Annotated in this window: 21 protein-coding genes; 12 read left to right on the top strand and 9 right to left on the bottom strand. The window is 60.3% G+C overall.

What is annotated here, in order from left to right; translation table 11 throughout:
* The first annotated feature begins 86 nt into the window (after window positions 1-86).
* From AC1DXO_RS11310 to AC1DXO_RS11300, 3 genes are read left to right on the top strand one after another with little or no spacing between them, the layout of a single operon-like run.
* Window positions 87-611: an RNA polymerase sigma factor gene (locus AC1DXO_RS11310; RefSeq protein ID WP_476978246.1), complete on the top strand. Its 525-nt coding sequence runs from the start codon at window positions 87-89 to the stop codon at window positions 609-611.
* Window positions 608-1,171 carry a hypothetical protein gene (locus tag AC1DXO_RS11305; protein WP_476978245.1) on the top strand — a complete coding sequence of 188 codons (564 nt, stop codon included), beginning with the start codon at window positions 608-610 and terminating at the stop codon, window positions 1,169-1,171. Before AC1DXO_RS11310 ends, AC1DXO_RS11305 begins: the two co-directional genes overlap by 4 nt.
* 9 nt (window positions 1,172-1,180) lie before the next feature.
* A complete protein-coding gene (locus AC1DXO_RS11300) occupies window positions 1,181-2,605 on the top strand; it encodes a serine hydrolase domain-containing protein (RefSeq protein ID WP_476978244.1) in 1,425 nt (474 codons plus the stop codon).
* Window positions 2,606-2,682: 77 nt separating this feature from the next.
* Here the strand turns inward: AC1DXO_RS11300 and AC1DXO_RS11295 are convergent, their stop codons facing one another.
* Window positions 2,683-3,120 (bottom strand): MarR family winged helix-turn-helix transcriptional regulator, encoded by a 438-nt coding sequence (locus tag AC1DXO_RS11295; RefSeq protein ID WP_476978243.1) that lies wholly within the window; start codon window positions 3,118-3,120, stop codon window positions 2,683-2,685.
* 220 nt (window positions 3,121-3,340) lie between these two features.
* On the opposite strand from AC1DXO_RS11295, the gene AC1DXO_RS11290 reads away from it, so the two are divergent.
* The 4 genes from AC1DXO_RS11290 (at window position 3,341) to AC1DXO_RS11275 (ending at window position 6,951) form a co-directional block, all read left to right on the top strand.
* The gene (locus tag AC1DXO_RS11290; RefSeq protein WP_476978242.1) at window positions 3,341-4,165 is read left to right on the top strand and encodes a helix-turn-helix transcriptional regulator; all 825 of its coding nucleotides are present in this window, start codon (window positions 3,341-3,343) and stop codon (window positions 4,163-4,165) included.
* Between the two features lie 21 nt (window positions 4,166-4,186).
* The gene (locus tag AC1DXO_RS11285; protein ID WP_476978241.1) at window positions 4,187-4,693 is read left to right on the top strand and encodes a GNAT family N-acetyltransferase; all 507 of its coding nucleotides are present in this window, start codon (window positions 4,187-4,189) and stop codon (window positions 4,691-4,693) included.
* The gene (locus tag AC1DXO_RS11280; protein ID WP_476978240.1) at window positions 4,694-5,530 is read left to right on the top strand and encodes an SDR family oxidoreductase; all 837 of its coding nucleotides are present in this window, start codon (window positions 4,694-4,696) and stop codon (window positions 5,528-5,530) included. It begins immediately after the preceding gene.
* A 224-nt stretch (window positions 5,531-5,754) separates the two neighbouring features.
* On the top strand, window positions 5,755-6,951 hold the full coding sequence (locus AC1DXO_RS11275) for an FAD-dependent oxidoreductase (RefSeq protein WP_476978239.1): 1,197 nt from the start codon (window positions 5,755-5,757) through the stop codon (window positions 6,949-6,951).
* Between the two features lie 385 nt (window positions 6,952-7,336).
* Here AC1DXO_RS11275 and AC1DXO_RS11270 read toward each other — a convergent pair whose 3' ends face one another.
* From AC1DXO_RS11270 to AC1DXO_RS11255, 4 genes are all read right to left on the bottom strand, one after another.
* Entirely contained in the window at window positions 7,337-9,730 is a 2,394-nt protein-coding gene (locus tag AC1DXO_RS11270) for a family 78 glycoside hydrolase catalytic domain (RefSeq protein ID WP_476978238.1), read from the bottom strand.
* A 30-nt stretch (window positions 9,731-9,760) separates the two neighbouring features.
* On the bottom strand, window positions 9,761-10,705 hold the full coding sequence (locus AC1DXO_RS11265; protein ID WP_476978237.1) for an alpha/beta hydrolase: 945 nt from the start codon (window positions 10,703-10,705) through the stop codon (window positions 9,761-9,763).
* Between the two features lie 182 nt (window positions 10,706-10,887).
* Window positions 10,888-13,224, bottom strand: coding sequence for a TonB-dependent receptor (locus AC1DXO_RS11260; RefSeq protein WP_476978236.1), 2,337 nt, complete (start codon window positions 13,222-13,224; stop codon window positions 10,888-10,890).
* Between the two features lie 269 nt (window positions 13,225-13,493).
* Window positions 13,494-13,853, bottom strand: a complete 360-nt coding sequence (locus AC1DXO_RS11255; protein ID WP_476978235.1) for a hypothetical protein — start codon at window positions 13,851-13,853, stop codon at window positions 13,494-13,496.
* 247 nt (window positions 13,854-14,100) lie between these two features.
* On the opposite strand from AC1DXO_RS11255, the gene AC1DXO_RS11250 reads away from it, so the two are divergent.
* The 4 genes from AC1DXO_RS11250 (at window position 14,101) to AC1DXO_RS11235 (ending at window position 20,489) form a co-directional block, all read left to right on the top strand.
* Complete coding sequence (locus AC1DXO_RS11250) at window positions 14,101-16,884, top strand: glycosyl hydrolase (protein ID WP_476978234.1); 2,784 nt, start codon at window positions 14,101-14,103, stop codon at window positions 16,882-16,884.
* 5 nt (window positions 16,885-16,889) lie between these two features.
* Window positions 16,890-19,109 carry a beta-glucosidase gene (locus AC1DXO_RS11245; protein WP_476978233.1) on the top strand — a complete coding sequence of 740 codons (2,220 nt, stop codon included), beginning with the start codon at window positions 16,890-16,892 and terminating at the stop codon, window positions 19,107-19,109.
* A gap of 49 nt (window positions 19,110-19,158) precedes the next feature.
* Window positions 19,159-19,851 (top strand): TetR/AcrR family transcriptional regulator, encoded by a 693-nt coding sequence (locus AC1DXO_RS11240; RefSeq protein ID WP_476978232.1) that lies wholly within the window; start codon window positions 19,159-19,161, stop codon window positions 19,849-19,851.
* 227 nt (window positions 19,852-20,078) lie between these two features.
* Window positions 20,079-20,489 carry a response regulator gene (locus AC1DXO_RS11235; protein ID WP_476978231.1) on the top strand — a complete coding sequence of 137 codons (411 nt, stop codon included), beginning with the start codon at window positions 20,079-20,081 and terminating at the stop codon, window positions 20,487-20,489.
* Here the strand turns inward: AC1DXO_RS11235 and AC1DXO_RS11230 are convergent, their stop codons facing one another.
* A complete protein-coding gene (locus tag AC1DXO_RS11230; protein ID WP_476978230.1) occupies window positions 20,490-21,257 on the bottom strand; it encodes a LytTR family DNA-binding domain-containing protein in 768 nt (255 codons plus the stop codon). It abuts the gene before it with no gap.
* Window positions 21,258-21,415: 158 nt separating this feature from the next.
* On the opposite strand from AC1DXO_RS11230, the gene AC1DXO_RS11225 reads away from it, so the two are divergent.
* A complete protein-coding gene (locus tag AC1DXO_RS11225) occupies window positions 21,416-22,867 on the top strand; it encodes a nitrilase-related carbon-nitrogen hydrolase (protein ID WP_476978229.1) in 1,452 nt (483 codons plus the stop codon).
* On the opposite strand, the gene AC1DXO_RS11220 is transcribed toward AC1DXO_RS11225, so the two are convergent.
* The 3 genes from AC1DXO_RS11220 to AC1DXO_RS11210 all read right to left on the bottom strand — a co-directional run bounded on the left by AC1DXO_RS11220 (window position 22,845) and on the right by AC1DXO_RS11210 (window position 25,774).
* The gene (locus AC1DXO_RS11220; protein ID WP_476978228.1) at window positions 22,845-24,014 is read right to left on the bottom strand and encodes an FAD-dependent oxidoreductase; all 1,170 of its coding nucleotides are present in this window, start codon (window positions 24,012-24,014) and stop codon (window positions 22,845-22,847) included. The two genes, AC1DXO_RS11225 and AC1DXO_RS11220, sit on opposite strands and share 23 nt — an antisense overlap.
* Before the next feature lie 72 nt (window positions 24,015-24,086).
* The gene (locus AC1DXO_RS11215) at window positions 24,087-25,427 is read right to left on the bottom strand and encodes a HipA domain-containing protein (RefSeq protein WP_476978227.1); all 1,341 of its coding nucleotides are present in this window, start codon (window positions 25,425-25,427) and stop codon (window positions 24,087-24,089) included.
* Complete coding sequence (locus tag AC1DXO_RS11210) at window positions 25,424-25,774, bottom strand: helix-turn-helix transcriptional regulator (RefSeq protein ID WP_476978226.1); 351 nt, start codon at window positions 25,772-25,774, stop codon at window positions 25,424-25,426. Before AC1DXO_RS11210 ends, AC1DXO_RS11215 begins: the two co-directional genes overlap by 4 nt.
* Window positions 25,775-26,018 lie beyond the last annotated feature (244 nt).

Genomic DNA, 26,018 nt, shown 5'->3' with positions numbered 1-26,018 from the left:
CACCCAAATCTTCAATCATATTTCCCATGTAAGAAACTCGTCGCGCCGCCGACTACCTTTTCATGAGCACGATGCGGGCCCTTTGAATGACGACGTCGAAAAGCGATCAAGACGAGCTTTACGAGGAGGCGGTCGCCATACATGGCGCGGCGCTCGCCAGGCTCGCACGCGCCTACGAACGCAATGAGGACAAGCGGCGTGACCTCGAACAGGACATCCATCTGGCGCTGTGGAAGAGTTTCATGGCATTCGACGGCCGCTGCTCCGTGCGCACATGGGTTTATCGCGTCGCGCACAATATCGCCGCTTCACATGCGGTTGGGGAACAGCGGCGCCGTGTCGGGAAGACTGACCTCAGTGCGGCAAATGCCGTGGCGGCACAAGATAACCCGGAAGAGGACGCCGCGGCGAAGCAATCTCTCGATCGGCTGATGATCCTGATCCGCAGCCTGGAGCCTTTGGATCGCCAAATCATGATTCTTTATCTGGAAGACGTCGATGCCGCTGAGACGGCGGACATTCTTGGGTTGTCGCCCGGCGCAGTGGCGACGCGTATCCATCGCCTAAAAGCTCTGCTCGCCGAGCGCTTCAACGCTGGAGGCGCGAGATGAACGATCCAAAATCTCTCTGGATGCATCAGGATGTAAACAGTCCGCCGCTCTCGCTCGAGCAATTGCGCGAACGCAGCAACTGGCTTGAGAAGAAGATTCGCCAACGAAATCTGGTCGAATACATCGCCGCGGCGATCGTGATTCCGATTTTCACGGGGTACGCGATTTTTCTCTCCGAACCGATGGTGAGGCTCGGCAGCGTTATGATCATCGTTGGCGTGCTCTACGTCATGTGGGAACTATATCGGCGGGCGAGCCCAGCAAAACTCGATCCCAGTGCGACGGCAACCCATGTGCTCGCCTTTCATCGCGCCGAGTTGCTTCGCCAACAGCGCGCGCTGGAAGGCGTCTGGCTTTGGTATATCGGCCCGATGGTTCCCGGTCTCTTGGTTTTTGTGCTGGGACCGATGTTCATGCATGGGCCGCACGACTGGGTAAATATGTGTACCACGTTCGCGAGCTTCGCTGCGTTCTTCGCCGGCGTATATTGGCTGAACTGGCGGGTGGCCCGGCAGATACGCCGCGAAATTGAACGATTGGACGCGCTGGCGCGCGAATAGGAGGATTACATGCGCATTTCTAGGCGGCCTTTACTGCTCGGCGCGCTCGCTGCCGCGTTTCCAATGCCTGCGTTCGCACAGGAGACCGGGTTCGAGGGCGAATGGAACGGCACGCTACATGCTGGCGGCGCGACCTTGCGTTTGCACCTGGTCATCACTGCTGGTCCACAAGCGACGCTGTTCAGTGTGGATCAGGGCAATGCGGGCATTCCGGCCTCCAACGCAGCAATTACCGGCGACCAGATCGTTCTTGCGTTTTCGGTGATCAATGCGAGCTTCGTCGGGCGGCTTGCCGGAGGCCGTATCGACGGCACATTCACGCAGGGACAAGCATATCCGCTGGTGTTTGAACGCGGCGCGGCACCCGCTGCACCTGCCGCACCGCCGCCAATCCCGATGGTCGCGCTGACGCCCGCTGTGCTGCGCAGCCTACGCGACCAAAGTGGCGCGCCCGCACTTGCGGCGGCGGCTGCGCAGCTCGGTGGCGGGCGCATTTCATTGGCTGACGGCCTGCGCAGCGCTAATGCGAGCGTCGATGTTACAACCCGTGACCGTTGGCATCTTGGCTCAATTACCAAATCCATGACGGCGACTTTGGTGGCGCTTTGTGTCGAGGCTGGCGTGGTTTCATGGGATGATACGATTGGATCAGTTTTTGGCGCGGAGATCCCTGAGATGCGAGCAGAGTACCGCGACGTGAGCTTCCGGCATTTGCTGTGTCACCGTAGCGGCTTGCCCGGCGATATTTCAATGGATCAGTTCGCCAAGTTCCCGCGCGAAAGCCAGGATGCGCGGGCGGATCGCGTCGCGGTCGCGCGCATTGCGCTGGCCATGGCGCCGGTAGGTCCGAAGGAAACGACATTTCAGTACGCCAATAACGGCTTCATCATCGCCGGTGCCATGTTGGAAGCAAAACTCGGTGCCCCTTGGGAAAACCTGATCCGAGAAAGGCTCTTCTCCTCGCTCAACATGGCTTCGGCCGGCTTCGGCGCGCCGGGCGTTGCGGGCCGTCTCGATGAGCCGGTGGGTCACGGCGCAGGTCCGCTTTCGCAGCATACGCCTTTTCCGCCGGGCGGAGTCGTCAGCGACAATCCCGCGTTTCTCGGTCCAGCCGGACGCGTGCACGCGAACATGGACGATGTTCTTGTCTATCTCACAGCGCACCGCGACCGCGCCAAACTGTTGCGCCGAGAGTCGTGGGACACGCTGCACACGCCACCCTTTGGTGGGAACTACGCCATGGGTTGGGTCGTGGCGGGCCAAAGGCTCTGGCACAACGGATCGAACACGTTATGGTATGCTGAGGTGGCTATCGATCCCGAACACGGCATCGTTGCTGTGGCTGCCGCGAATGACGGCAACCTTGGCCAAGTGCAGCCTGCGGTAAGCGCGTCCCTGGGCGACGCTGCGATAGCAGTCGCACCGGCTGGGTAGCGGGCCGCGCTGTCGAGGCTGGCGCCAGTATTGCTGTCAGCGAGAAAGATGCGCGCGCCCGTCACCTGTCCCGCAGTCTATGGCTGGCGCCGGGTTTCGGTCAGAGTCTTGACGCAGGCGCTGCTGGCATCGGAAGCCTTTTCCAGGAATTCGGCAAATCGTTCCAGATCTTCCGGGGGATAGGTGCGCAACAGGTCCGTCATGGCTTCGTTGATCGGAAGAAACAGGGCGTCGAGTGCCGCCATGCGGTCGGGCAGAACCTCGACCAGCACCTTGCGGCGGTCATGCCGGTCAGGTGCGCGGCGGACGAAACCAGCCCGCTCCAGGCGATCGATCAGGCCAGTGACGGCGCCGCTGGTCAGGCCGGTGCGTTGGCCGATCTGACCGGCTGTTGCCGGGCCGCCGGTGACCAGCAGGTCCAGGCATTCGAGATCGACGGAATTCAATCCGGCCTTCTGGGCAACGGCCTGACTAAGTATGACGCCGATGGCTGAAGCCCGGCGCATGGCAGTCATAAGGCGTGTCGCGGCGTCATGGAGCAAAGGACATTCTCTCTGGACTTTTTCTCTCGATGTTTTATCTTGTTTGAAAAGATACTTCGCTATTGAAAGATACGACGATTCTGTTTCGGCTGTCGATGGGGCGTGGCCGGCTGGCCCTGGGGCAACAGACGATGGGGATTTTACGGCGGAAGACGAAAATCAGAGCATTTCCGATAACGGCCGATAAGAGACCATGTCGATAAGCGATTTCACTCTTGTTCGCCATCCATCCCTCGGACTGACAATGGTCCAGGCGCGCACGAATCGTGCTTTCGGCCGCCACAGCCACGATCAGTACGGTCTGGGCCTGATCGACCGGGGCGCCCACAAATCGTTGAGCGGGCGCGGCGAGATCGAGGCGGTCGCCGGTCAGGTCATTACGGTCAATCCCGGCGAGGTGCATGACGGACGTCCGGTGGACGATGGGCCGCGGTCGTGGCGTATGATCTATCTCGAACCGAAAGACGCCAAGCCCCTGACCGATGATCTGGCGGCCGATTACGAATTCGCCTGTCCCGCAAGTCATAATGTTCGGGCCGCCCAGGACCTATGCCGTCTTTTCGAACAGCTTGCAGATCCCAAAGCCCAATCGCTGCTTTGTGAGAGCCTTCTGGCCGGGCTGCTGGCGCGTCTGGGCATACGCAGACCGGGAGGACGAGACCGGGGATTTCCGTCGTCCATCCGCCATGCCGTCAGCCTGATTGACGACGACAGCACGCGGGCGCTGTCCTTGGGAGAGCTTGCCGCGGCGGCAAGTCTTAGCCGTTTCCAACTGATCAGAATGTTCACGCGTGCCACCGGCCTGACACCGCATGCCTATCTTATCCAACGGCGTGTCGAACATGCCCGCCAACGCATTCTGGATGGAACCGGCCTGGCCGAAGCCGCCGTCATTGCCGGATTCGCCGACCAGAGCCACATGACGCGCGCCTTTTCCGCGCGTTACGGCTTTACTCCGGGTCGTTTGGCAGACGCCTGCAATTTCGTTCAAGACGGGCGCCTTCGTCCGGGGGGATGATACCCTGGAAGGAGCTTTCTCATGCCAGATATCCGCCCCTGTACCGCCGCGGACCGTCCGGGCATGCTCACCGTCATTAACGATGCGGCACAACGTTATCGCGGCATCCTGCCTGCGGACCTGTGGCGAGACCCGTACATGGCCGCCGACACATTGGAGAGCGAGACGGCTGCCGGTGTCCGCTTTTGGGGCGCGCTCGAGGGCGACCGAGTGGTTGGCGTCATGGGGCAGCAGGCGGTTGGCGATGTCCTCCTGATACGCCACGCCTATGTTGCCCCGGCTCTGCAGGGCTGGGGCACCGGCACGCGATTGCTAAATACCCTTTGCGAGGATGCCACCTGTTCTGTTCTGGTTGGTACCTGGGCGGCGGCGGATTGGGCCGTTCGCTTTTACCAGAGCCATAGGTTTGCTGTCGCGGCGCCGAGCGAGATCCCGGTTCTGCTGCGCCGCTACTGGTCGATTTCGGACCGGCAGGTCGAAACTTCGACCGTACTGGTGCGCGGCCCATTGGACCGGTCGGCGAGATGATTGGGTAGCAAGAACCGGATCGATACGAAAATGGCACAGGGGCATAATTTCCATTACCCAATGTCTGGAGCAAACATCATGGAACTGGAAAACAAGACCATCATAATTACCGGCGCAAGCAGCGGGATTGGCGCGGCGGCCGCCTTGTTATTCGCGCGTGAAGGCGCCAACCTGGTTCTTGGCGCACGCCGTTCGGCGGAACTGGCCGCATTGGCCGAAAAAATAAATCTTGGACCGGGACGGGCTGCCTTTCTGGCTGGCGACGTCGCAGACGAAAGGTTTGCCGATGACCTGGTGCAACGCGCAGTGATGACCTTCGGCGGCCTGGACGGTGCGTTCAACAATGCGGGTATAATGGGAGATATGACTCCGATCCCGGATATGCAAACCAGCAACTGGAATAAGGTGCTTGCGGTCAATCTGACGTCTGCTTTTTTGGCCGCGAAAGCTCAGGTCCCGGAGCTAAAGAAAAGGGGCGCGGGGTCGATCGTCTTCACCTCGTCTTTTGTCGGGTTCAGCAATGGCGGCATGCCGGGTATGGGCGCCTATGCTGCCGCCAAGGCCGGGTTGATCGGACTGACGCAATCTCTTGCGTCAGATCATGCGGCTGAAGGCATTCGTGTAAACGCCCTTTTGCCGGGCGGTACAATCACACCCAGTGGAGGCGAAGGTAATCCGGACGCCTTGAGGTTCATCGCCGGCCTGCATCCCATGAAGCGCATGGCCAGCGCGACGGAAATAGCTCAGGCGGCCCTTTTTCTACTGTCCGATCGATCGAGCTTCATGACCGGCAGCCCGATGATCGTCGATGGCGGCATGTCCGTACGGTTATTGTAGCCCGAAAAGACGGCGGCAGGCGAGTGACTGAAACCCGCGTCATTCGCCGCCAACAAACGTCGAGTAGCATCTGGCGCTTGACAATATCTTATTGTAGAATATTCTTAGTTTAAGAGATACTTTGTTTTCAAAACATATCTCACTTTTTGAGGAATGACGTCCGGTGTCCACCGCGACAGGCGGCGGTCATGGATTCCCTATGCGCGCTTGAAAGGAAAAAACCTATGACCGAGCCTTCGCATCTACGGATTGCCATTGTCGGAGCAGGGATTGGCGGTTTGGTCCTGGGCGCTGCCCTGGCGCTGCGCGGCCTGAAGCCGGTCGTCTTCGAGGCGCGATCCGAGGAAGGCATCACGACGGAAGGACTGTTCCTGACGGTGGCGCCTAATGGGATGAACGGCTTGCGCGCAATCGATGCGATGGATGAAGTTCGGGTCAAGGGGATCGATATGACGGGTCTCGAGATTCTCAATGCGGCGGGGCGACGCATCGGCTTTATAGATCAATCGAGCTTCGAGACGCGGTTTGGCGCACCGAGTTGCACCCTGACGCGCGGCGAACTGGTTGCCGTCTTGCTGGCACGGGCGCGGTCGGTGGGGGTGGAGGTTCGCTTTGAAAGTGCAGTTGCCGCTATCTCTGACACCGGCAATGAGGTCTCATTGACGGACTCCGGCGGCAGAACCGAAATGTTCGATGCGGTTGTAGCGGCTGACGGCGTGCGCTCAAAAGTGCGGGAACTGGCTTTCCCGGATTTTCCGATGCCGACTTTTACGGGGCAGGTCGGCACGGGAGGAGTCATAGATGCGCCGGTGCCCGACACAAACGGGGTCATGCGGATGACCTTCGGCGAAAAAGCGTTTTTCGGCTATATCAAAGCGCAAGGGCGTCCAGTCTATTGGTTCAATTCTTTCCTTTCCAATGAATATCAGACACGGGCTGACAACCCCGTGCTTTTCGCCAATCGCATACTTACCATGCATGCCACCGATCCAGAGCCGAACCTTACTATTCTCCAGCATCTCGATCGACTGGATCGCGCCTATCCGATTTACGACGTGCCCCGCCTGAAATCCTGGGCGCGTGGCCGCGTCGTCCTCATGGGGGACGCAGCGCATGCCTTCGGTCCGCATGCGGGCCAGGGCGCGTCGCTCGCCATCGAAGACGGCATAGTGCTTGCCCATTGCCTTACAACATTCGCCGGACACACCGAAGCGTTCAGGCGGTTTCATCTGCTGCGCAGCCGACGCGTCGACAAGGTCGCCGCAATAACAGCGCAAACGGGATCGCGAAAGGCATCGACGGGTCCGGTGGCGGTGTTTTTTCGAGACCTGTTTCTGCCGATGTTTGTTCGCATCGGTGGGGCCGTTACGGCAAAACTGTATGTCTTCAGGGTTGATCAAACCCCTCTTTCAGCACCATGACTTTACTGCAGAGTCTGGGATAATGTTTCAGTTTGCATAACCGATAATCTGCGGCGATTTGGCACTGACCTCAACGCGCCTTCCTAGAGCGAAATGACTTTAGGTAGAATCGTCATTTCACTCTAATTATTTGTTTTGTCGCGCAATTTAACCGAAAAGTGGCGTCCACTTTATCGGATTGCGCTTTAACGGCCTGGTCACAGCCGAAATCGCACGCCGACAACAAGATGGAGCCTGGCTTTGGGTCATCGATCAGCCGGCAAACGCTACTGATACCGAGCCGCGATGACCTTGACTCATCGCGCTTGGTAAGGACGACTCGCAAACCCGACGCTGCCGGCTTAAAAGGGCCGAACGTTTTGATTCAGTCACTTTAAGTCACATTTCAGTTCGGCGCGGACGCCGCGAAGGCAAAGGTGTTGTTGCCAGGTTTGAGGACATGGGTCTGGCCGCCCCATTCGAACTTGCCGGGAAGCCCCTCGGGCATCGCGATCCTGAAGGTCACCATCTTCCGGCCTGCCTTGTACCTGACGCGGACACCGCCCTTTGGCGTGGCCGCGACAGCGTCGAAGGCCTTCAAACCGCCGACATGCGGCGCGATACGGGCCGAAGCATAGCCCGGCGAAGCCGGTTGGATTCCAGCTACGATCTCAACCAGGTCGGTAGTCGGGTGGGCGCTCCAGGCATGGGTATCAGACCGTGTCGTGCCCCGCTGCTCCGGCCAGGTCGTGTAGTTCAGGCGGGCAAGATCGCGCCAGGTCTGCAGTTGATCGAGATAGCGATCGCCCAGGCCCGCGTGCTCGAACGCGTGGATCAAATACCAGGAGAAGTAATAGCTGCTTTCCAGAATACCGTCGGGAGCGTCGACACCTTTCGGTTTGCTCACCTTTTGAAGGACGGCCGCCGCCTGCGCCTGCGGCGCCACGTCGTACAGCACCGCCAGGGCATTGGTGTGCTGGCTGAAAATGGTATGGGATGGATCGTCAGCGTAGAGGCCGCGTGAAGCATCCCAGCAGTTTGCCTGGATCGCCGCCGAAAGCGTCGCCGCCTTGCCGGCGTCCGCCTTTGCAAGGCCCGCATCGCCCACCGCGGTTTCAAGATCCGCCGCCTGTTTGAGGGCGCCGAGATAGAGAAGCGACGTCATGCAGGAGGTACCCGTCTCCGTGTCGAACGAGGGGAACTTTTCACGCGCGAGTGCCGGATCACCGACCCAGTCAACGAAATTCCATTCCGGATTTCGTTTCAGCAGACCGTTTGCCGCAACATAGGGCGCATACCAATCCAGTATCTTCCGCGCGCCCGGCAGATTACGCAGGATGACGGACTGGTCCGGCTGGCGCATCCAGTAATCGTGCATCATGCCGATCCATAACAGGCCGAAGGTCGGGATGATGTTGTCGGTGCTGCTCGGATAGGCGGACTGGATCATGCCGTCCGGTCTGGCGCTCTGACCAAAGGCGTCGATAGCCTGGACCGGCAGTTTGGGATCACCCGAGACGGAATAGGCAATCAGGTTTTCGAGACGCGTGTCCCCGACATACTGCAGCTGTTCCCAATAGGAACTATCCATGAAGGTTTCGTGGGCGTCGACCCTCAGGGTTCGCCAGCCGATCTCCCAAATCCGGTTGAGTTCGGCGTCACTGCTCTTGAAATATCCTGTCTGGGCGAACGGATATCCGGTCTCATGCAGCGCCATGCCCTCCATTGTCAGTGGATCGGATGCGGTCTTCACTGTGATCTGCATAAATCTCCAGGTGCGCCACCATACAGGTCGGAAAGTCCGATGCCCACTGCCATCGGGCAGGAAGGTGTCCTCAAGTCCGATGGCCTTTCGGCCATCGACGGCGCTCCGATCGCCCTTGCGCGCCTGATCATCGTAAAGCGCTTCAGCATAGGTAACCGTGATCGTAGCGCCCTTGCCGCCGGAGACCACGAATTCGGGGTAGGCGGAAATCATCCGGGCCTGGTCGATCAGGACCGTGGTTTCGGTATTCGCCGGCACCGCCAAAGCCTTCTGTGGGAAGTGTCGAGCCGCGGCCAGATCCGCCCTCACCACCTTGCCCGGGCCGAGCGGTGCATACATCATTGCCGGCAATGCGTCGGGCTGAAGCGTCCACGGCACCTTTTCCCCAGGGGAGAGAGCGGGTACTGCGTCGGACCAGCTGGCCTTGGATTCAACAGGGCCCGCCCAGGCCCAGTCCGCCCTGGCGCCGTCAATGGTTTCGCTGCCAGCCGCCGCGTACCATATTCCTGTTTTCAAAGCGCGGTTCAGCGACGCGAAGGGTGATGCGAAATCATGCCCAGGCTGTACCGACACACGCCAGCCCGATGACGTATCCACGCCCGAGGCGGTTCCCTCACCTTCCACCCAAAGACCCGTCCGGGCCGTGATCTGGGCAAACGGCGCCCCCTTAATGCCGGGCCTGGAAGGGTCCTTGACCGCATTCCACACCTCGGCGGCCACGACATTATGCCCCGTCTTGAGGAAGGGCGCGATATCGATCGTCTCAAAACGCCAGTGCTTAAGATCGCCTCGGGCAGGCCCCTGCCCCACGCGCTGTCCGTTGACATACAGGACAAAGCGATTATCGGCGCTGACGCGGACCCGGAAAACTTTTTCCGTCCTGGTAATATCGATCTCGCGCCGGAAATGCAGTACAACCGGCGTGCCCTCCTGAAGTCCCGGCGCCGTGATCCAGCCCCCTTCGGCCCGCGCCATGCCGGTGAAAGCGGCTGCGCTGAAAACAAGGCCCAGCAGGGACAAATACAAAGGTTTCATAGGACGGTCCGTTCTGTCGCCTGAACACAGTCAGGCTTTTGCAATGAAGGCCTGGCGTAGCGCCGCCACCAGATTCGCATGGAACTGCTTCGCAAGGTCGCTGGTGGGGGCGAACAGTTCGAAACCATGGAAGGCCCCCGCAACGAGATGGAGATCGGTGAGAACGCCGGCGTCGATCAGCCGACGGGCATAGTCTACATCCTCATCCAAAAAGAGGTCGAGGGTTCCGACACCTATAAAGGCGGGCGGAAGCCCATGCAAGTTTTCTATCCGTGCCGGCACGCTGCCATAAGGAACACGGGCTGAGCCGGCCGGCTTGCCCAGAAGCGCTGTCCAGCCCCTTTGGTTTGACCGTGGAGTCCAGACAACCTCGCCCCGGCGCGACGGTACGGGACGCGAGCTTCCGGTACGGTCGTCAAGCATCGGATAGATCAGGGCCTGGAGGACAACCGGCACCTCGCCACGATCACGGGCGGCTATGGCCAGCATGGCGGCGTGGCCGCCGCCCGCGCTCTCGCCCATCAGCGCAATGCGGTCGGGATCGACGCCCAGGGCGGTGGCGTTGTTGTGCAGCCAGCGCAGGGCCGCGTAATTGTCCTCGAGCGCGCCGGGGAAGGGGGTTTCGGGCGCCAGCCGGTATTCAACCGTCACGATGACGCAGTCGAGCTCCAGGGCCAGTCTTTGCAGAGCCGGAACACCGGATCGGGCGCTGCCCTGGATGAAGCCGCCGCCGTGACTGTGTAAAATCGCAGGGCGCGCACCTGCGCCTGGATTTGAATTGATGAGGTAGATTTTTACATCCGGAGCATCTTTCGGACCCTCGACCATCCGTTCGATAACAGGGGGTTGGGCGACGAATGGCAGGATATGGTTTGCCGCCTTGCGCGCATCTTCGAGTTTCGGCTCAGACGCGGACGCCTGCGCCTTGACCATTGACCGGAAAGCCTTTCGAAGCACCGGGTTGACATAGGACAACTCGGACCCGTCCGAGCTGGCTGATGTCTGTGCCCGCGCTCCCCCGGACCACAAGGCGCTTCCCGAAACCGCAACCAACGATCCGAGAAAACCAAATGCGCTTCGCCGCGAAATATCATTCATTTTCGCACGCGCCTTTCGAACAAGGGAAGGAACCGGGCCTTGTCGGCCCGGTCCAAACATCAGCCGCCGAAATTATAGCGCAGGGTCGCGCCGACACGGCGCTCTTCGGGAGGCACCCTCAACCAGCTGTAGCCGCCCGCCATACCGCCAACGAAGTTCTGGTTTTGCCCCCGATCGACCGAACGGTCGAAGAGATTTTGCGCCCAGACGCTGAGTTCCCAATTTTGCTCTGCATTGCGAACGCCGAGATACAGGTCGACCGGCGTATAGGACGCAATATGCTTATCCCGCGCCAGATTGTAGGCCGGCGGGATATAGCGGACAAGTCCGCGGGCGAAGAGATCGTATTGGCCCATGGTGTGGGTGTATTCCGAACGCAGGGTCATGTTCAACTTGCCAAGTTCGTTACCCGCCGTATCCTGCAGCGGTCGATTGCTGCGGCACAGCGAGACCTGCCGTCCGGGCTGGACGAACGGCCCGATACTGTCGGGAACTCCGTCATTATTCCCATCGTTACAATAGAGCAGCGCGTTTTTGTAATGCGCTTCGATATAGCTTCCCGACCACAGAATGTTCCAATTATCGGTTATCGACCAATTGACCGAAGCTTCCAGGCCCCTCGAAACAACATCGCCATTGGTGTTCAGGTTCGCAGGGCCCGAACCCAGATCGGCGAGATAGGTTCCGCCGGCGCCGGTACCGGCAGGCTCTCCGGGCACTGCCCCCGTGCGGATCCAGATGGCATTGGCGCGCGCGATATAGTCGTGGATATCCTGCTGGAACAGGTCAGCGTTAAAGGTTACGCGGCGATCGAAAAGTTTCGACTTGAAGCCAATCTCGTAAGAGTCGGTTGTTTCCGGCCTGTAGATATAGAGGTTCGGGTCCAGGCCGACTGCTGTTACGAAGGCGACGGCGCCGCCGGGACGCAGACCCTTCGAATAGCTGACATAGGCCATCTGATCCTTGGTGAAACTATGCTTGTAGCTGGCCGAGCCCGTCCAGCCCTTGCTCGTCTGCTTCACAAGATTCGGGCTCAGGGCCGGGACCGTTGAGCCGAATATCGTCAGATATTGCTGATTGAGCGAAACATTGCTCTGATATCGCAGCCCGAGTTCAAGACTGTCCTGAGAGCTGAGCGCGAAGCGATGATCGGTGAAAAAGGCCGTGCTGCTGCCGTAATTTCCAGGTGCGGTCGAGCCGACCAATGGCGTTTCCAACGGCGGGCCATAGGGTGACGGGAAGTAGTAGGGGAGTGGCTGGGTAAAGGTTGCGTCGCCCGTGGTCTTTCCGGAGTAGGCGCCGATCATCCAGTTCCAGAATGGCGCGGCCGTCGTCTCAAGCCGAAGCTCATGCGTGTCCTGGTGCGTCTTGACGTTGACATCCTGTTCGTAGGCCCAACCCGGGATGACGTTTGCGACATCCAGATCGCGCTGGTCGGTTTCGCGTCCATCCTGCACGCCACCGATATAGCTCAGGCGATGTCCCGTGAAGTCCCAGGTTACGTTCAGCGATGTCAGCTGGGAATGGTTGTGGAAGTCATAATTGCCGTCGAGATTCGAGGCGCGATTCGCCTTCGTCAGCGTCGGCAGCCCCGTCCCCTGCCCGCTTGCCGGAGACCCGACGACGGCCGGATAGTTTACATTGGCATCGTTGAGCTGCTGGTGGACCAGCAGGATTTCCAGGCCGTCCGTGGGCTTATACAGCAATGACACGCGACCGCCGTGCGCCCTATCGCTATTGTCGCGACCATTGGTGACATTATGAACGCCATTTTCCGAATAGTCGTAAACGCCGGCGACGCGCAGCGCCAGTTTGCCGTCGATCAGAGGAACATTCAACGCCGCCTGGGTGTTCCATTGCGCGTTCGCCCCTATAGTCTGGTTAAGCATGCCTCCAAACGCACGCAGGCTTGGACGTTGCGTCCCGATCGTGATGGCGCCGGCCGGCGAGGTCTGGCCGCGCAATGTCCCTTGCGGGCCGCGCAGAACTTCAATCTGCCCCACGTCGAACAAACTGCGGAACGCGTCCGAGGTCGAAATCGGTGTTTCGTTCCAGTAGACTTGAACGGTCGGTGACGCGCCGGTATCGGGATCGAAGGTTACGCCGCGAAGCGAGACGTTCTGTCCACGACCGTCGGAGGCATTGAGGATCAGCCCAGGGCTGAGCTTTTGCACGTCCTCGAACTTCTGGACGTTCATCTTGGCGATCGTGTCGCCAGTGAGGGCATCAACCGACATGGGCACCGATTGCAGGCTCTCCTTACGCTTCGACGCCGTCACAATGACCACGGTTGCATCCGCAGTGTCTGCCGACGTGTCCTGCGCGAAAACAGGTAGGGCCACAGCAAGTGCGCCGATCGCAGCCGACGCGTACATGACCGATTTGAACAGCTTCATTTTTTCCTCCTGGACTGCGGCCTTCGCCGTTTCCGGTCGTGCCATCTGTCTGATTGTCGGCCGGGACCGAATTGCTCGCCTGCATCCGAGCCTTCCCGGCCCGGTTTGTATCTGTGGCAATCTTGAGGCCGCCCCAAATAAGTGTCAACTACCGTTTCATTATTTTTATTAAAAGTAGACGATACTGTTGCGTTTTTGCAGCATAGCACAGATCAAAAAAAGCGCCGCAGGATGCGGCGCCAAGTCGACCTTCGGGGAGGATTCGAAGGTTATTTCGCGGCACAAACCGGTAGGGTCGCCAGATCGATATCCAGGTCGGCCAACACCTTGTCTGTAAAGGTATCCGGCGCATATGCCTGTAGCGAGCGCAGAGTCATCGGGCGCGCCTGCTCAATCTGATCGTTATCCTTGAGGTCCGGAACATGCTTGACCAGCATCGCCTTGGCATCCGGATTATCCAGCAGATCTCCGACCATCGAATCGGACGACAGCTTTTCAGCGACACAGGCCGCGGCCGCAGACGACGAAGTGGACGATTCCGCCGGGGCAGATGCGGTTTGCGCCATCGCGGAAGCCGCACAGACAGCGGCGAAGCCACAGGCCAAAGCCACTATTTTCATATTTTTCATAATAATTTCCTTACTTTACCGGACGACTACCCGGATTTCCTCTTTTGATACTGCGCGCTTTTCCCATCGCTGGACGCGCGCATTATCGTCATCGACATCCCCACCATAACCTGACGCTTGTTAAAAGTAAACGGTCATGTTACTTTACCGCAAAATTCAGTATGTGGGACAAAAGGAGACGAAGCCGTTGCATTTAAATAGAAGGCACATATTGCAACTTGGGCTCGCCGCCGGCGGAGCGTCTCTCATGGCGACCTCGGCCTTGAGCGGAGCGTCGCCCTGGTCATCTGATTTTGTCTCGGGCACGGGTTCGTCCAGGCCTTGGATTCGATGGTGGTGGCCCGGCGGCGCCGTCGAAACCGCCGAACTGAAACGGGAAATCGACCTCCTCAGGGCGGCTGGTTTTGGCGGAGCCGAAATCCAGGCGTTCAACCCGGCCATCCCGGGCCTGACACCGGATGAGCGCGCCCACATCAATGACTACGCCAATCCCGCCTTCTTCGAACATGTCCGCCAGTGCGCACAAACCGCGCTGCAAGACGGGACGCAGATCGACTACACGTTCGGTTCGGCCTGGCCATCGGGTGGCGGATTTGCCGTGACGCCGGAACTGGCGCTCGTCGAACTCACCCCCTCTGTCACGTCGATCACAGCGCCTGTTCAGGGGCCGATTCCGCTCAATCTCCCCGTCCAGACCCGAAAGTTCGGCGCCATGGGTGGTCTAGACGCCCGCAATCGCGATCCGCGTGCCGCCGACTGGAAGGACCGGCTCCAGAAGCGCTGGAAGCTAATTGCCATAGTTGCCGTGCAAGGCACCGCGGCCGTCGCCGAGGGCAAGACATTCCGCGATTCCAACGTCGTCACGCCGGGCAAGATCGCGCCCGGTGCCGGTATCCTTGTCACCGACAGGCTGCAGGCTGATGGTACGCTGGATTGGACGCCGCCCGCCCCCGGTCCGTGGCAAATCATTGCCTTCAAGCAGTTCAATGTCGACAGCGGCGTGATGGCGGGCGTTGGCGAAGGCCCCCAGTTGGTGCTCGATCACTTCAACAAGGCGGCTTTCGAGGCGCATGCCCACCGCGTAGGCGATCCACTCGACCAACTGGGCCCCGCGAAGAAAGCCATCCGGGCGACCTTCATCGACAGTCTGGAACTGATGACGGACCTGCACTGGTGCGACGATTTCCTCGACCAGTTCCAAAAGCGACGAGGTTACGACCTGACGGGCTTCCTGCCCTATATCCTGCAGCCCGGCTGGATGAACCCGTGGAGTCCCCGGGTCTCTCCGCCCTATTTCGTCTCCGACGATACGGGCGACCGTGTGCGGGCGGATTATCAGGCTGTCGTCTCGGAGCTTCTGATTGAAAACTTCTGGGAGCCGTTCGTTGCGTGGAACCATAAACATGGCTTCAAGGCGCGCCTGCAAGCGCACGGCGGACCGACCGATCTCATCCGCGCCTATGGCCTGGCCGACATCCCCGAAACGGAAGACCTGGGCGGAGGCGGCAATACACATCATCTGCGCCTGCCTCGCGCCGCCGCCAATATCTATGGCCGCCCGATCGTCAGTTGCGAAAGCCTGTGCTGGATCGGAAAGCCCTATGAAGTTACCCCCGCCGAATGGCTCGCACGCGCCAACCTGTTGTTCGTAAGCGGTATCAACGAACTGATCGTGCATGGCTTCCCTTACGCCCTCCACAGAGACAAATGGCCCGGCTGGTTCCCGTTCGAACCGAGTCCTTTCCTGTCGGGCTTCAGCAGCCTGATCAGCGAGGCCAACCCCCTTTGGGCGGCCGTGCCGACACTCAACACCTATCTGACCCGGGCTCAGGGTCTGCTCCAGTCTGGCGCCAATGTCGTCCACCTTGCCGTTCTGATTACCGACATCGGCTACGGCTCCAATGCCGGCGAGGACAAGGTCGAAGCGTGGCTGCAAGGCCTGCTTGACGCCGGCTACGACTATGACCGCATCAGTCCCGACGGCCTGAAGAAAAGTCATGCAAAAAATGCCACATGCGTCACGCCAGGCGGAGCCGTCTATTCGGCTGTCGTCGTGCCGGCGCTCGACGGCCTCGCGCCGGTCGTGCTGGACGCTTTGCTCGAATTTGCCAAGGCCGGTGTCAGAATCGTCTTTGTCGATCAGCTTCCCCATCGATCGAGCAGTCTGAACAATCCAGCGGTGGCCGACGCCACGGTCCGGCAAGGGGTGACGGCCCTCCAGGCCGCGGGCGCAGTGGTCGCACCGGCTTCGGGTTTGGCGCCGACACTCACGAAGCTGGGCGCGCCCTCAAACGTGATCTTCCACGGCAAGCCTTGCCTGTTTATCGAAAAGCGCCGCGGCAGCGAAACCCTGTTCGTCTTCCACAACACGGCCGCCACGCCGCTTGCCCTGGATTGCACGGTCAAGGCACGCGGGTATCCCACACGGCTCGATCCGTTCACCGGCAATCGAACGGGAATGGACGCCTCGCGTACGGACACAGGCACGCAGTTGAAGGTCGAGGTTGGCCCGGGCGAGGCAGCCTTCATACTATTTGGCACCGATCATATAGCGCCTGCGAAATCCTTTGCCGTTATGGCGACAAAACCAGGACCCGACACGTGGTCGCTGTCGGTCCTGGGGCACGGCCACCGCGGCCGGACGGTCGAAACCGCTCGGGCCGACTTCACCGCGCAGGATCTCTCGACAGTCGCAGATTTCAGCGATTTTTCGGGTGAGGCCGTTTACTCGACATCCTTCTCAGTTGAAGGGGCATGGCTGCGGCCCCATGCCAAGGTGTTACTGGATCTCGGGACTGTGCATGACATCGTCCGGGTCCAGGTCAATGGAATCGCCTGCGGCACGCTGATTGCCCCTCCCTTCCAGGTCGACATTACGCGCACGCTTAAGCTGGGCGCCAATGCGCTGGTGGTCCGCGTCTTCAACGGCCCCAACAACGCGATGATGGACCCAAAGCTGCCCGGCCTGAAGAACCTGACCCTCAAGCCGTCAGGTCTCATAGGCCCCGTACACTTCATTCTGAAAGCCTGATTTTGATGACCGAGTACCGCTATCGCGTGGCAACCCTATTACTTCCGCTCGTGCTCTGCCTGTTGGCTTCACAATCTAACGCCCAGTCAGCCGACGACAAGGCGGCAAACCTGGTCGACCAAATGAGCCAGGATGAGCAACTCCAACTGGTCAAGGGCCAGTTTCCCGCCTTCGAGACCAAGCGCGCACCCGACGCCATTATTGCGGCCGGATACGTGCCGGGCATCGCGCGCCTGGGCTTGCCCAGTCTGCGCGAAAGCGATGCCGGACTGGGCGTCGCGAACCTGCTGAACAAGCGCCTGGACGACGTCGCCACGGCGTTGCCGTCGGGGCTCGCCATAGCCGCCTCATGGGACCCTGAAATGGCCTATGCCGGCGGTGCCATGATCGGCTCCGAAGCCCGGGCAAAAGGCTTTAATGTGCTGCTGGCGGGTGGGGCAAATATCGTCCGGGATCCGCGCAACGGCCGCAATTTCGAATATCCAGGTGAAGACCCGTTACTGGCCGGCGTCATGGCTGGTCATGCTATCAAGGGCGTGCAAAGCAACCATATCCTGTCGACGATCAAGCATTTCGCCCTCAACGACCAGGAAACCGGCCGCAATGTGCTCAATGCCAGGCTGGACGAAGCCAGCCTGCGCGAATCCGACCTTCTGGCTTTTCAGATCGCTATCGAAATTGGGCAGCCCGCGTCGGTCATGTGCGCCTACAACCGCGTCAATGGCGACTACGCCTGCGAAAACGACTTCCTGCTCAATCGCGTGTTAAAGCAGGATTGGGGTTACAAGGGGTGGGTAATGTCCGATTGGGGTTCGGTTCACAGCACCACGAAGGCCGCGCTCGCGGGCCTGGACCATCAATCCGGATATACACTCGATCGCAAGCCATTTTTCGGTGAACCCTTGAAGGTAGCGGTCGCAAGCGGTGAGGTTCCCGCGGCGCGGCTGAAGGACATGTCGTTACGCATCGTGCGCTCACTTTACGCGACCGGGCTAATGGACTCGCCCGTTCCGGACACCGCGCAGCCTATCGACTACGCGGCCAACGGCCTCATCAGCCAAAACGCCGCGGAGGCTGGGATCGTACTGCTGAAAAACAAGCGCAATCTGTTGCCTTTGCAGCTCGACGGCAAAAGAGTCGCGGTTATCGGCGGCCATGCCGATATTGGCGTTCTGTCCGGCGGAGGGTCGTCGCAGGTCCGTCCCGTCGGCGGGCCGGCCCTCGAACTCAAGCCCGAGGGATCCGCGTCTGCCTTTTCGCGCATCACATATTTTCCCTCGTCTCCGCTGAAGGAACTGGAAGCACGCTTTCCAAATAGCGCCTTCACCTTCGAGAGCGGCGACGATATCGAAGCCGCCGTAAAGCTCGTGAAGACGAACGACATAGTCATTCTTTTCGCAGGCCAGTGGACCACGGAAAGCGAGGATGTTCCCGACCTCGATCTTCCAGACCATCAAAACGACCTCATCGCAGCGGTAGCCAAGGCCAATCCGCGGACGATCGTCGTCCTGGAAACCGGTGGCCCCGTCCTCCTGCCCTGGCGGGACAAGGTGGCAGCTATCGTCGAGGCCTGGTATCCGGGCTCGAATGGCGGCCGCGCGATTACCCGTGTCCTCGCCGGCGACGTCGACGCGGCTGGACGCCTGCCTGTAACCTTCCCCATGAGCGTGGATCAGTTGCCACGCCGTGACATTCCCGGCCTCGTCCAGAAGACCAATTCCAAAGGCACCGTAAGCTACGGTCTCGACTACAGCCTCAAGACGTTCGACGTGGACTATACGATCGAGGGCGCCGAGGTCGGTTATCGCTGGTTCAACCGCCAGGGCCTGAAACCGCTTTATCCCTTCGGCTACGGCCTGTCCTACGGACGGTTTACCTATTCCGGGCTCGCAACCAATACCTCCAAGGGTATTGCGGTGACGTTTCGCGTCAAGAACGTCGGGCGGCGCACCGCCACCGACACACCTCAAATCTATGCGATGATTCCGGACCGGGACGGCAAGCCTGTCCGCCGACTGGTGGGTTGGAGCCGCCTCACCCTTGCTTCCGGGCAGTCGCAGAACCTGTCGGTATCGATCGACCCCCGGCTGCTGGCGCATTTCGACGTCGCTGCGCAAAAGTGGCGGGTGGAGGCCGGCACTTATAAGCTGATCCTCGGCAAGGCGTCCGACGATACAAAGGCAACGACCGATCTACAACTCGACGAAATTATCCTGGCGCCCTGACCTTCATTTGTGGATGCGTTTGGGCAAAAGACTGATTAAAGTGAAAATTATGGAAACTTCTACTGCCTCTGACCGGTCGATGCCGGCGATTGTCGACGACAGGACGCATGCGGAGCGTCCGAAACTTCGCGGCCGCCCCAAAAAGGATCACGCCCCGGTCATCGACACCGACATCTTGAAGGTCGCGACCGAAATATTCGCTGACAAGGGCTATGCCGCGGCCTCAATGGAGGCGATTGCCACCAAGGTTGGCATCGCCAAGCGAACCCTCTATGTCCGGTATCCAGATAAGATTTCCCTCTTCAAGGAGGTCCTCGCCGCCATTATTCGAAATGCCGCCGTGCCGGAGCCGGTGGAATTCTCGGACATGCGGACATGCCTCACCTTTCATACCGAAAACTATTTCATTATCGCCAGCGATCCAACCATGAAGGTTATCCGGACGCTGGGATCGGCGGAGGTGCTGGGGCTTCCGGAAATCGCGCAGATTGCCGAAGAAATGACGCGCGACATCGGCATCAAGCCGATTGCGCAGACTATCATCGATACCGCGAAGCGGTCCCACCTTCGGGTCCGCGATCCCGAGTTCATAGCCGCGTCGATCATCGACATGGCAGGTGGTCACTTCAACCGCGTGCAGGTGCTAAAACTCAGGAGCGATTTTGCTTCGTTCAAATTCGCCGCGGAGCGCATCGTCAATCTCCTGATGGCCGGTATAGTTGCGGAGAACGCGTCTCAATAAGGGACGCGCGGGATTGTCAGCGAGGTCCTTGACGCCGGGTCGCTTGATGGCATGGGTGCTCGCGCAGCCATGACCACCGGCCGGGCAACCGGCCTCTCAAGATGATCACGCCCTTGCAAAACAGCCTTCGATCCGCACTGCAAGGCAACGGCCTTTCGGGCATGATTGGTGGTCCGGCTTTGATCCTCGCCTCACCGGCGTGGCCAAAACCTGAAGTGGAGTTGCCTGTGATACGAGTTCCCGAAGATCCAATACGCCAAAATTCCGCGCCGCATTCGACCCGCGTTCTGGTGGCGGACGACAATGAGCCACTGGTTACGATCATGACCTGGGCGATGGAAGACGCCGGCTACAATGTCATGAGTTGCCATAATGGTCGCGAAGCTGTTGAAATCGCCAAATCCTTCCATCCCGACGTTGTGCTGCTCGATATCGGCATGCCGGTGATGAATGGTCTGGAGGCGTGCAAAGCCATCCGGTTGCAACCCGACATGACCGATACACTGATGATTGCGCAGACAGCCTGGGGCAGCGAGGATATGCGGGCGAAAACGCATGAGGCGGGATTCGACATCCATTTGGTCAAGCCGGCGAGTCTCACCGAGGTCGTCCGCCTGGTCGCAACGGCCCATTCTTAGTTAGTCGGATGCCTCGCCCGAGAGCCAACCGCGCGCCCGGACGTCACTGATCCGATTGCGCGCGACCGGCACCATCAGACCGTTGACGAGGTGCAGGCGCAGGTTACGGGCGTCGCGTTCGGCCACCGAGACCGCCGATGCCGCTACCCACCAGCTACGATGAACCTGCAAGCCATCGCCGCCATAGCGGGTGATGGCCTGGCCGAGCGTCATCAGCTCGAGACGCGAACCCGAGGCACGATGGACCCGGACATAATGGTCCTCCATCTGCAGGCACAGAACCGGTTCGCGGCTGTCGCTAGCCGTAGACGGGACTTCCGGCGCCGTCGGACGTCTAAGGGCCTGGCTTGCCAGGTTGAGCAACACCCACAGGACGAGAACGCCCATCGTCATGATCAGGCTTTCGACATACCAGTCGATCGGCCGGACATGGGCGACCGCCTGCGGCCATAGCCAGTTGCCGTACATGGCGGCAAAGGTAGCGCCGGGCACGTTCAGCATGACCAGCGAAAGTCCCAGCGCGGCAAGCACCGGTAATCCGGCACGCATGAAGAGACGCGTCAGGGGTGGCGCAAGCGCACCGATAAGCACGGTGCCGGCGACCATGTTCCCCGTCCAACTGACAATACGCAGCGAGGCGTCGCCGTTCAGGAAGCTGCCGAAGGGGCCTAGTACACCGAAAACGATTCCGAGCACCACGGCAAACGCCAGGGCGCGCAGCCACCAGCTGCGATCCCCGCCTTCGCCTTGCCAATCCTGAACGCGCATGGGTGTGAGTCCCTCCTGCCTTGTTTGAAACCCAGACCGCGAACAAAGGCAAGTCGTCTTCCGTTCGCCTGCCGCCGAACCCGTTCGCCCATTGGCGAAGACAGAATGGCAGGCCCGCATTTGTCATGGCAAGCATCAGGAAACACAGGAGTTTTTACATGTCCGACAGCGCTTCCTCTTCCCAGGTCCCTTCCTTGGCCCCATCCCCTTCACTTCCTGTCGTCATGCGACTGGGCCTGGCCCTGGCCGCCGGCCTGTTGCTGACCGCCGGCTATGCCCTTCATCCGTTGTGGTGGGCGCCGTGGCTGGCGCCCGTGCTGCTAATTCCCGCCGGACGCGGATCGGCGCTGCACGCCACCTGGACCGGCGCTGTCGCAGGCGCCCTCGCCATGGCCAGTCTCGTTACCTACTATGCCGGCCTGATGCCGTGGCCGGTCGTCGCCATGTTCTTCGTCCTGCGCATGGTTTCGTGGATGGGCATGGCGCGGGCTGTCCACAGCATCGGTGCACGACTGCCCCTGCCGCTTGCCGTGCTGATCCTGCCTGCCATGGCGGCGGGTCTTGAATGGTTGACCCTAAGCCTGTCCCCCCACGGAGCGGCCGGCAGCCTGGCCTACAGCCAGATGGACGTGCCGGGCGTGGTGCAGGTGGCGGCCCTGGGTGGCGTGCCCGCCGTGGTCTTCGTCATGCTGCTGCCCGGGTCTCTGGCCGGATTGCTGCTGAGCCGGGCGCGACCCCTGCCCGAGACAGCGGTGGCGGTCGGGATGGTGGCTGCCATCGCCGCCGGTGTGACGGTCTATTCCACTGCGCGGCTGACAACACCGGCGCCAGCGCGCACCGTGCCCGCCGTCATGGTGGCCAGCAACCGCTTCCCCGGCATTCCCGAGGACTGGGCGGCGGTATGGAACCTCTACCAGCCGACCGTGGCGGCCAGGGCACCGGCCGGCGGCATCCTGGTCCTGCCGGAAAAGATCGCCCTGCTCGATCGCGCGACGGCAGATCTGGCAGCGCGCGACTTGAGTGCGGTCGCCGTGGCGCGGCATTCGACCATCGTCGCAGGGCTGGAGGTCAAGGACACGGTCTTTCGCAACCGCGCCATCATTGCCCGCCCTGACGGCAGCCTCACCTGGTACGACAAGCAAAGGATGGTTCCCGGCCTGGAGGCACGCGATGTGCCCGGCACAACACCTGTCTTTTTCAAAGTCGGCGACGTGCCGCAGGGCGTCGCCATCTGCAAGGACATGCATATACCGTCGATTGGGCGCGAATACGCCGGACGCGCTGCCGTCATGGCCGTACCGGCATGGGATTTCGGCCAGGATGGCTGGATGGCGGCGCGCATGACAGCCCTGCGCGCGGTGGAAGGCGGCTATGCTATCGCCCGCAGTTCGCGCAACGGCATGGTTGGCGCCTATGACAGCCGCGGCCGGGTGATCGCCGAACAGGTGTCGGGAGACGCGGTGACGGTCGTGACGGCGGACGTGCCGGCCACCACCGGGTCGACCCTTTACAGCCGGATCGGCGATGTCTTCGGTATGATCTGCGCAGCACTGACCGTCGGACTGATCGTTCTGGGCCGGATCCGGATTATGCGCGGTAAATCGTCTTGAGCTTTTCCAGCGCGGCGTCCCTGGCAGCGAAATCAGGCGTTTCGTTGTCGTCGTTCCAGCCGAAGTTTTCGTTGGGGCCAAGGTCCTGCACGACGATGCCGTCGCGCCGCGCCAGAACCTTTACCCCGTGGTAGTAAAGACCGTAATGGACGTCGGGCTGAGGGACCAGCCAAACGATCTGGCCGCGGACAGGAACGATGCTGTCATCCTTCCACAGCGCGCGGGCGCCGTAGCCGGTACAGTTGATGACCACCTTCTCCTTCAGCCGCGAGAGGTCGGACGGGGCCTGAAAATCGGCCGGTTCGAAACGGCCACCGGCCAGCAGGAAATCGCTCTCCAACTGGCGGGCGTAGTCGGCCACGTTGAACGTCATGTCGCGACCGTGGCGGACATAGCCGGCGGCGAAGGGGTGGGCGTCGGGGGCAACGTCATTGTATCGCGGGGAAACGTCATACAGGCGGTCTTCGAGATCGATGAAGCCGGGATCTTGCTCTTCAGCCGCCGTTACGGCGGGTTGGACGGTCGGAGTGGCCGGTTGCGGGGGCTGCTCGGACGGCGGGTGATTGCGCAGCACGTAGTTGTCAAGATATTCAACCGGGTTACCCGGCACACCCAGGAACGACTGGTGCATGGTCAGGGCGCGGCGCGCCATGCGTTCCCATCGGTCGCCGAAATCCGACGCGACCGAAGCCGTCTTAGCGACCCGCGAATCGGGCGTCCAACTGCCGGTGGCGCGGGCCGAACGGACGAAAGGAAAGCGTTCCTTCGCATAGATGGTGACGTCGGCGCCGGCGCGTTGCGCCGTAATGGCGGCGGTCAGGCCCAGGGCGCCGGCGCCGATGACGGCGATCTTCTGAGGCGACGATTGCATGGCCAGCTTGACGGCTTCGGCGGCCGAGCCCCACGACAGCGACCAGCCGCTGCCGCCGTGGCCATAGTTGTGGACGACCTGCTTGCGGCCGACCTCCTCGCTTTCGATGCGCGGCCCGACAGCGCGGAAGGGACGCAGGCATACGGTGGTGCGGAAAACCTCGGCCGGATCGACCTGGATTGGGATGATACCACCGGTCTGCGCACGCGCCAGATTGGGCATAGTGATCAACCCGGCCACCGCAAATCCCGATTTCAGTAAGCTTCGCCGGTCCATGTCGTCACCCTCGCTTTGCGCAAGAAGTGGCACGGATGGGGCGGATCGTGCAACACCAAACCAGGGTATGACTCAGGAACTCACAGCCCAGCCGCCGCCGCGCGGCGCATAATAATCGCGCGTCCTCAGAGTTAGTCCCAGCTCAAGGATTTGAGAGATGCGTTCCAGTTCCTGACCGATGAAATCGTCGAACGCTTTGAGGCCACACTGAGGCAAGGTTCCAGACTTGACTTCGAACCGTTCCAGCATAGGTTTGACGGTGCCTTGCAAAAATCTGCGTAATCTTGGTCCCGTCAGATCAAAAGCGGCAAAAAAAGCGGCAAAGTCCTCAGCCGCAATTTCCTGAGCCTCAGTGGCTGCGCCGATATCGAAAGCTAGCTGGTGGCTGTAGCGATATCCCATGCGAATGGGCAGTATGTCATACAGAGGCGCAAGGTTTGGGCTGGCGCCGTTATTGTAGAGAAGTCCGTGGTTCTTGCCGTGGTTATCGCTGTTGCCGACCACCAGGTTGAACATTGTAGCCAGCAGGAAGGTTTCACGGGACTTGGCCGGTTGGGCCGTATGCTGGAGCAATCGGGCGATCGCTTCGACGTCGAAGCGACGGCCCGGTTTGCCTTTTCGCTGGTATTTCAGGCTTGCCGGCAGCCCCAGAGCCTGAGTGAAATCCTCCTGGTGGATACGATGCACAACGCCGTCGTGAACGACGCGGTCGAAACGCTCTATCAGTAAGCCGTCGCGATCAGCCAGGCGTATCGGTCGAGACACGCTGGAGGCAAATCCAACATCCCGTGCCATTTGACAGGCTGCGGCTTCCAGCCTGACGTCGCCGGCGTCCGATTTCTGGGGCACCTTAAGGATATGGGTCGTGGGAACTTTCAAAGGGGAATCCGGTAAAGCCCAGCGGCCATCCGGCAGAACGGTGATCGCGATCTTTCCCTGGACACCGGCCAGCGGAGACGGATCCCTGGCATTGTCGGGCAGGCGCTCGTAATCGGCCAGGCCGATCATAATGTCGGAAATTTCGGCATTGCTGAGCGGCCTGTAGTCCGTTGCCAGGACACCAGGCACCTTTACAGGCGCCGAACCCGAGGGCAGGCACGACACGGCGCCGGAACAGTCAGCGCCCATATGAAACAGGATACCGACAATGTCGTTGGCCTCCAGGCCTTCACGCTCAATAAGGCCCTGGGTCTGGTTGTTTTCCGGAAGCAGATTGGCGAAAAAGGCTCGGGACTTCACGTCGCCCGCCGTCCCTTGTTGCAGGGGCAGGGATAGGGACAACGGCAGTCCGCCGGACTCAAGATAATTGTCACTATATATGAAATTTACCGCGCCATCCGTATCGGCGATCAGCATGCCAGCCGGGATCGGCGTTCCGTCAAGCCATACGTCGAGGCGCAAGCGTTCGCTCATGGCGTCCTCTGAACAATGGCGCTGCGCGGCGAGGTAAAAACAACTATGCCTGCGGCCTGGCAAACCTTAAGAACGCGTTCAAACTCCAGTGTTGCCTTGCCGCCTTCCAGCTCCGAGACAAACCGCCGGCCAACGCCGGCCAAATCCGCAAAAGCCTGTTGCGACAGGCCCATGGCTTTGCGCGCTTCCCGAACACGCTCTCCAACGTCGTTCGCGCTATTGACCGGCTTGAAACCCTTACTTGTTCCGTATGCACCGCCCACAGCATTGAAAACGCCGGCAATAACATTCGCCAAAGTCGTTTCCGGTTTGTCATTGGACGCAGGTAGCACTGGCAAGTCGGACATGGCTGTCTCTCCCTTCAGTAAGATACTAGCATCGGAATGACAAAATTCCTAATTGCGCTCCCGTTCGGGAACAAAAATGTTAAATTACGTCTCAAAACGCTAAACGGCCCCCGTACGGGATCAAAATGGCCATTTTATAAAGATAAATATATATCCGCCCCCGTTCGGGTGCAGATATGAAAAATTTACATCAATTGCGCTAAAAAATTCCCGTACGGGAGCATTAAAACGCATATCCAAATTC

Source organism: Asticcacaulis sp. P2_C5, from assembly GCF_056404555.1.
The sequence above is the reverse complement of the archived record's forward strand: the minus strand, read 5'-3'. Positions and strand labels throughout refer to the sequence as shown.